The organism is Magnetococcales bacterium (assembly GCA_015231175.1).
In the GTDB taxonomy this organism is placed as follows: domain Bacteria; phylum Pseudomonadota; class Magnetococcia; order Magnetococcales; family DC0425bin3; genus HA3dbin3.
The window spans coordinates 1-7,778 of the sequence record JADGBZ010000115.1; the positions used below are offsets into that span (position 1 = coordinate 1).

At 63.2% G+C, this 7,778-nt stretch carries 2 protein-coding genes; both read left to right on the forward strand.

What is annotated here, in order from left to right:
- The first annotated feature begins 52 nt into the window (after positions 1-52).
- A complete protein-coding gene (locus HQL63_15245; protein MBF0178180.1) occupies positions 53-5,971 on the forward strand; it encodes an alpha-2-macroglobulin in 5,919 nt (1,972 codons plus the stop codon).
- Positions 5,968-7,778: penicillin-binding protein 1C (gene pbpC, locus HQL63_15250; protein ID MBF0178181.1), on the forward strand; the 1,811-nt coding region annotated here is incomplete at its 3' end. The genes HQL63_15245 and pbpC, both read left to right, overlap by 4 nt.

The window sequence follows — 7,778 nt, forward strand, 5'->3', positions numbered from 1 at the left end:
GACCCAGCCCCCCCCGGCAGCGACCATTTCATCCTTCTCACCGCAGGGTGAGGTGAAAAAGGTCCGACAGGTCAAGGCCCGCTTCGCCCTCCCCATGGTTTCTTTCGGCGATCCCAGGCTGGAGGATCCTTTTGCCATCGATTGTCCCGAGGCCGGCAAGGGTCGCTGGGTGGACAGCCACAACTGGGTCTACGATTTTGCGCGGGATCTGCCGGGCGGGATCCGTTGCACCTTCACGGCAAGCCCCAATCTGCACACCCTCGCGGGGGCTCCTGTGACCGGGAACAACCGTTTTTCGTTTTCCACGGGGGGCCCCACCATTCTGCGCTCCCTGCCCGGTTTCAGAAACATGGTCGATGAGGAACAAACCTTCATCCTGTTTTTGGATGCCCAGGCGGATGAGGCCTCCGTGTCGAAAAACATGACCTGCGACGTGGCGGGCATGGGGGAAAAGATCGGGGTGCGCGTTCTCCAGGGCAAGGAGCGCACCGAGGTGCTGCAAAAACACCCGGATCTGCAAAACGGGCGCCTGCAACGCCAACTCTCCCGCCCCGGCGGTGCTGCATCGACTGTTTCACCGACCAAAACCAACACAGCTGTCAAACAAACGCCAACCCTGAGCAACTGGGATGCAGGCCGCATCACCGTGGTGCAGTGCCTGCGGCGCTTTCCCAACAACGCCGAGGTGGGTCTGGTGTGGAGTGCAGGCATCCGCGCCTTGAGCGGGGTGGAGGGGAGCCAACCGCAACGTATCCCCTTTCGCGCCCGGGAGGCCTTTGCCGCACGATTTTCCTGCGAGCGGCCCAACAAGGATGCCCATTGCTTTCCCATTCTCCCCATGCAGCTGCGCCTGACCCATCCCATTGTCGTGGCCGATGCCCGCCAGATCCGTCTCAAAGGAGAGGATGGGCATCTCTACCCGGCCACTCTGGGCCGGGATGACGATTCCGACGAGGAGAGTGACGGGAGCCGGCCAGAAGAGGATCACATACCGGGAAAAAGTCCCTGGATCTCCCATCTCACTTTTCCGGGGCCTTTTCCGGAATCGAGCACATTCACCCTGGAGATTCCCCAGGGCATCAAGGATGACTCCGGGCGCAGCCTGACCAACCAGGCCAGCTTTCCCCTGACAGTGAAGAGCGGTCCGTTCCCTGCCCTGGCCAAATTTCCCGCCCCTTTCGGCATCATCGAGGCCAAGGGAGATGCCGCCCTGCCAGTCACATTGCGCAACCTGGAGGCGATCCTTCCCCTGGATGCCACCCACCCCGGATCCTGGGCCACGACAGAGCCGACCGACAAACCGGATGCCCTCGGGAAAGGTGACAAGACCGACACGATGGATCTGCCCACGACCCTGGTCGCCGAATGGTGGAGCAAGGTCCAGAAACAACAGGAACAACAGCCCGTCGAGGTGCGCGGTCGGCGTCTGCGGTTGGCCAATCCGGTCGAGTTCATCCCCTGGATGAAACAGATAAGGGATGTCCAGGAGAGCGTCACCGAATGGCAAGACGACAAACCCGTCATCAAGCAGCGCCCCGGAGAAATATCGGTCTTTGCCCATTTGGAACCGGCCCGGTTGCAACAACTGGAAACCTTCACCCTGCCCAAGCCGGGGGGAAGCAAGACCTTTGAAGTCATTGGCATCCCCCTTCCCGGACCCGGCCTTTATGTGGTGGAACTGGCCAGCGATCGGCTGGGGACCGAACTCCATGGCGAAAAAAAACCCTATTACGTCCAGAGCGCTGTCCTGGTGACCAATCTCTCCGCCCATTTCAAACAGGGAGGCAGCAACGCCCTGGTCTGGGTCACCACATTGGATGAGGGAAAACCGGTCGGTGACGCCGAGGTCACCGTCGGCGATTGCCAGGGGCACGTTCATTTTACCGGTCGCACCAATGCCCAGGGGATCGTTATCCTTGCCAAGCCCCTCCCCCCGCTCAACACCCTGCCCAAGTGTCCCAACAACGGTTATTTCGAACAGAACTATCTCGTCACGGCCCGTTCGGGTGACGATGTCACCTTCCTGCTCTCCTCCTGGAACGAGGGCATCTCCCCCTACAACTTCCAGATCCCGTATGAATCTTGGCGGAGTGAGCCCGACAGCATCCTCACCACGGTTTTTGATCGAACCCTGCTGAGAGCCGGGGAGACACTCGCCATGAAGCACTTTGCCCGCCAGGCCACGGATGGCGGCATCGCGTTGCAAAAGACGGTCGACCTGCCGGAGAAGGCGCTGATCCGGCACCTGGGAAGCGAGCAGGAGTACACCCTGCCACTCCATTGGGATGCCCGGCAGGTTGCCGAAAATCGTTGGTCCATCCCCCAATCCGCCAAACATGGCCAGTATGAAGTCATCATGGTCTCCTCCAAGGCCAAAGGCGCCGGGCAGCACAGCTCCGGATCCTTCCGGGTCGAGGCCTTCCGGGTGCCCACCATGAAGGCCTCCGTTACGCCACTTCAGGCCGAGGCGATCAACCCGTCCCAGGTGGAGTTGGATCTGCACGCAGGGTACCTTTCTGGCGGCGCTGCGGGGCACATGCCGGTCAAGCTGCGCGGCCTGCTGCAACCCAAGGTCATGCAGTTCGCGCCCTTTGAGGATGTTGTGTTTGCCAATGGGCGCATGGCGGAGGGCCCCGTAACCCGGCATCCCAACCGCTCCCACGACAGCGAAGAAGATGCCGACAACCCGAACGACGACACCCCGGAGGGTGAAAAAAGCCGCCCGTTGCCCGTACAAACCCTCACCTTGAACGGGTCCGGAACCGTGCGTGGCCTCCTGGGGCCCATCAAACCGACCGAATCGCCCCAGGATTTGCTGGCCGAACTGGAATATCAGGACAGCAACGGCGAACGTCTGACCGCCTCTGCCCATGTCACCCTTCTCCCAGCCCAGGTGTTGTTGGGACTCAAGCTCGACCATTGGGCCTCCAGTCAGGAAGATCTCAAATGTCAGGTCATCGCCGTCGATGCCCAGGGGCACCCCATGGCCCAGGTGCCGGTCGTGGTCGATATGCTGCAACGCCTGACCTATTCACACCGGGAACGCCTGATCGGTGGCTTCTACGCCTATGAACACCATGAAGAGATCAAACGCCTCCAGGAGTTTTGTTCCGGAACCACCGACGCACAGGGGCGTCTGACCTGCGCGGGTCGATCCCCGGTCTCCGGCAACGTCATCCTCCAGGCCCGCGCCGTCGATGCCCAAAACCGGGCCACTTTTGCCCACACCGAAGGGTGGGTCAGCAAGAACGGACCCCTGTGGTTCGACGTGAACCAGCACAACCGCATGGATCTGATCCCCGAGAAAAAACGCTACGAGCCGGGCGAGGAGGCCATCCTGCAAGCCCGCATGCCTTTCCCGAAGGCAACCGTGCTGGTCACCGTGGAGCGGGATGGCATCATGGACAGTTTTGTCCAGACCCTGACCAGCGATGCACCCGTATTGCGCATCCCCGTGCAGGGCCGTTACGCCCCGAACATGTTTGTCTCGGCCCTGGCGGTGCGTGGCCGTTCCACCGAGGTGGCTCCGACTGCCATGATCGACCTGGGGCGCCCTGCCTTCCGCCTGGGGTATGCCCAGATCGAAGTCGGCTGGAAGGCCCATACCCTCAAGGTCCAGGTGACCACCGATCACCCGACCTACAAGGTGCGGGGGTCGGCCTTGGCGACGGTCAAGGTGGCCACGGCAACCGGTCAAACCCTTCCTGCCGATGCCGAGGTGGCCCTTGCCGCCGTGGACGAGGGGTTGCTGGAGCTCAGGGACAATGACTCGTGGCATCTGCTCGCCGCCATGCTGCAAAAACGTCCCTTGCGGGTCACCACCGCCACCGCCCAGGAGCAGGTGATCGGTCGCCGCCACTATGGCCGCAAGGCCGTCACGCACGGCGGGGGCGGGGGACGCGGCCTGTCGGGCCGGCAACTGCTGGAGACCCTGCTCCTGTGGCAGGGCCGGGTCAAACTCGATGCCCGGGGTGAAGCGCGGATCCCCATTCCGCTCAACGATGCCCTCTCCTCGTTCCGGGTGGTGGCGGTGGCCGATGCCGGCGCGGATCTCTTCGGCACGGGCTCGACCTCTTTCCGTACCACCCAGGATTTGATCCTCTTTTCCGGCCTCCCCCCCCTGGTCCGCGAACAAGACGCCTTCCGCGCCGGCTTTACCGTGCGCAACGGCAGTGAGCGTCCGTTGCAGGCCAAGGTGACCGCTTTTGTGGCCGGAACACCCCCACCTTCTTCCCGCAAAGGAGAGGAGGCTCCCAAAACCTCGCTGCCTCCTCTCCCCACCTTGCTCTTCGATCTGGCCCCCGGCGAGAGTCGGGAGGCCACCTGGGAGGTAACTGTCCCTGCGGATATCCAACGCCTCGCCTGGACCATTCAGGCCCACGCCGACAAGGCCGATGATCGCCTGAGCGTCACCCAGGAGGTGATTCCCACCCTGCCGGTGCGTGTTGTCCAGGCCACCTTGCAGCAGTTGACGGAACCTTGGCTGCTGCCGGTCAACAAGCCCGCCGATGCCTTGCCCGGTCGGGGTGGCGTCGAGGTCGCGGTACAGCCGAGGATGACCAGCAACCTGACCGGGGTGCAGGAGTACATGTCACGTTATCCCTTCACCTGTCTGGAGCAGCGCGCCTCCCGGGCCATTGCCCTACAGGATCGGGCGGCCTGGGATCAACTCATGGCCGCGCTTCCCGCCTATCTTGACCGGGATGGTCTGGTCAAATATTTTCCTCTCCTCTCGCACGGCAGCGATGCCCTGACCGCCTACCTGTTGGCCATCGCCCACGAAACCGGGTGGCCCATCCCCGCCGAGGCGCTGAAAAAAATGCGCTCCGGCCTGTTGCGCTTTGCCCAGGGGAGAATCCTCCACGCTGCCAGGCACATGGCTGCCGACACCACCCTGCGCAAACTGGCCGCCCTGGCCGCCTTGTCACGCCATGAGGAGATCTCCCCGACTCTGCTCACCTCCATCCCCGTCGAACCCGATCTCTGGCCAACCTCGGCAGTGATCGACTGGCTGGAGATTCTCCAACGGGTCAATACCCTTCCCCAGAGGGATCGCCTGCGCAAGGAAACCCTGGAGATTCTCCGCGCCCGCCTCCATTTTCAGGGAACGACCCTGGGATTTTCCACCGAGTCCGCCGATCATCTCTGGTGGCTCATGGTTTCAGGGGACAGCAACGCCAATCGTCTCATCCTCGGCGTGCTGAACGATCCGGGGTGGTCGGCTGATCTGCCACGCCTGATGCGGGGTAGCCTGGGTCGGCAGATTCAAGGCCGCTGGCGCACCACCACCGCCAATGCCTGGGGAGTGGTGACCATGAAAAAATTTGCCGAAAAGTTTGAAAAGGATCCCGTGACCGGATCGACCACGGGCCAGATGGCGGAGGCGACGCTGAATCTTGACTGGGGCCGGCAGCCACAAGGTGGCGCCCTGGCCTTCCCCTGGCCATCCGGGACCGGGCAACTCGCCTTGCGTCATCAAGGCGCGGGCAAACCCTGGGTGACGGTGCAAAGCCGGGCCGCCATCCCTCTGCGGGAACCCTTGAACAGCGGTTACCACATGCGCCGCACGCTCACCCCGGTGGAACGCAAAACGGACGGGATCTGGAGTCAGGGAGACGTGGTGCGGGTCCGTCTGGAGGTGGAGGCGCAATCCGACATGGCCTGGGTGGTAATCAGCGATCCCATTCCCAGTGGCGGCGCCATCCTGGGCACTGGTCTGGGCAGGGACTCCGCCATCATGACCCATGGAGAAAAACAATCCGGTTGGCTGGGACCGGTTTTCGAGGAGCGGACCCACGACGCCTTCCGGGCCTATTATGACTGGCTGCCCAAGGGCAACTGGTCCATGGAGTACACGTTACGCCTGAACAATCCGGGCCGTTTCGCATTGCCCCCTGCCCGGGTCGAGGCGATGTACGCCCCGGAGATGTTTGGCGAGATGCCGCTGGAGGCCATCACCGTAGCGCCATGAACCGGATTTTTCGCACCAGCCCGGCCTGTCGTTGGCTGGTTGGACTCGCCGGGTCTGTCCGTTGCCGATTGCCTCTCCGCGCCATGGTGGCGGGGTGGTGTCTGTGGGGCGTGCTGTCCGCTGCCACCATCACCCGGGCCGAGACGCCCACTTTCGCGGCAGTTCAGGCAAGCCACCGGTCGAGCGATCTCCTGCTGCTCGACCGGCAGGGGGCAATCCTCCAGCAACTTCGCCTGGACCCGACCCGCCGGCAGTTGAGTTGGACTCCGCTGGAGGCCATTTCCCCTGCCATGGTCAAGACCCTTCTTGCCGTCGAAGATCGGCGGTTTTGGCAGCATGGCGGCGTGGCATGGCAAGCCTTGGCCGGAGCGGTGTGGAATCGCCTGCTGCGAGGCACCCCCCGGGGGGCCAGTACCCTCACCATGCAGTTGGCCGCCTTGTTGGATCCGAATCTGCAACCCACCACCCGGCACCGCTCCCTGGGCCAAAAATGGGCGCAGATGCGGGCTGCCTGGCGTATCGAAAAAACCTGGCAGAAAAAACAGATTTTGGAAGCCTACCTGAATCTGGCTTCGTTTCGCGGCGAATTGCAGGGTATCGAGGCTGCCAGCCGGACCCTTTTTGACAAGCTGCCTTCCGGCCTGGAGACCCCCGAGGCCCTGCTGCTGACCGCGCTGCTGCGTTCTCCCAACGCCTCTGCCCCAAAAGTCGCCGAGCGGGCGTGCCTCCTGGCCCGGCGCCACGCCCCCGAGGTCACCTGTCCCGGGTTGCGGGAGCGTGCCGCCCGGCTGCTGTTGGGGGCTTTGCCTCCCGTCCGCCCCCAGGCTGATCTGGCGCCGCATGTGGCCCACCGGCTCCTTTCCCAACTGGATTTGAGCCGTGCTCCACGTCAGGTGGTCACCACCCTGGATGGCTCCCTGCAACATTTTGCCCGCGATGCCCTCGCCCAGCAGCTTTACCAGTTGCAGGATCGTCATGCCCTGAATGGCGCCCTCCTCGTGGTGGACAATGCCACAGGGCATGTCCTGGCCTATGTCGGCAATGGCGGCAACCATCCGCCCACCCGCCATGTGGATGGGGTGCGCGCCCCACGTCAGGCAGGTTCCACCCTCAAGCCCTTTCTCTATGAACTGGCGTTGGAGCAACGGCTCCTTACCGCAGCATCCCTGCTCCACGACGCCCCGGTCGAACTGGTCACCCCCCGTGGCATCTATTTTCCCCAAAACTATGACCAGGATTTCAAGGGGTGGGTGAGCGTGCGCACCGCTTTGGCCGCCTCCCTCAACGTTCCGGCGGTGCGTACCCTAATGCTGACCGGATTGGATCCCTTCGTCACCCGTCTGCGCCAGTTGGGGTATACCCATGTCACCGAAGAGGGTACCTATTATGGCTATGCCCTGGCCCTGGGTTCGGTGGAGGTCTCCCTTTGGGAAGCGGTCAACGCCTATCGCACCCTGGCCAATGGGGGTCTCTTCACCCCGCTGCGCCTGCGCCCGGATGAACCCGACACCCCCCCCCAACGTATTCTCTCCGCACCAGCCAGTTTCATCGTTGCCGACATCCTGGCCGATCCCCTCGCCCGCAGCGCCACCTTCGGGCTGGACAATGCCCTGGCCACCCCCTTCTGGAGCGCCGTCAAGACCGGCACCAGCAAACAGATGCGTGACAACTGGTGCATCGGTTTTTCGCAACGCTACACCGTCGGGGTGTGGGTCGGCAATTTTGACGGCCAGCCCATGCACCAGGTCTCCGGCATCTCCGGGGCCGCACCCACCTGGCTGGAGATCATGACCTATCTGCGCCCGTC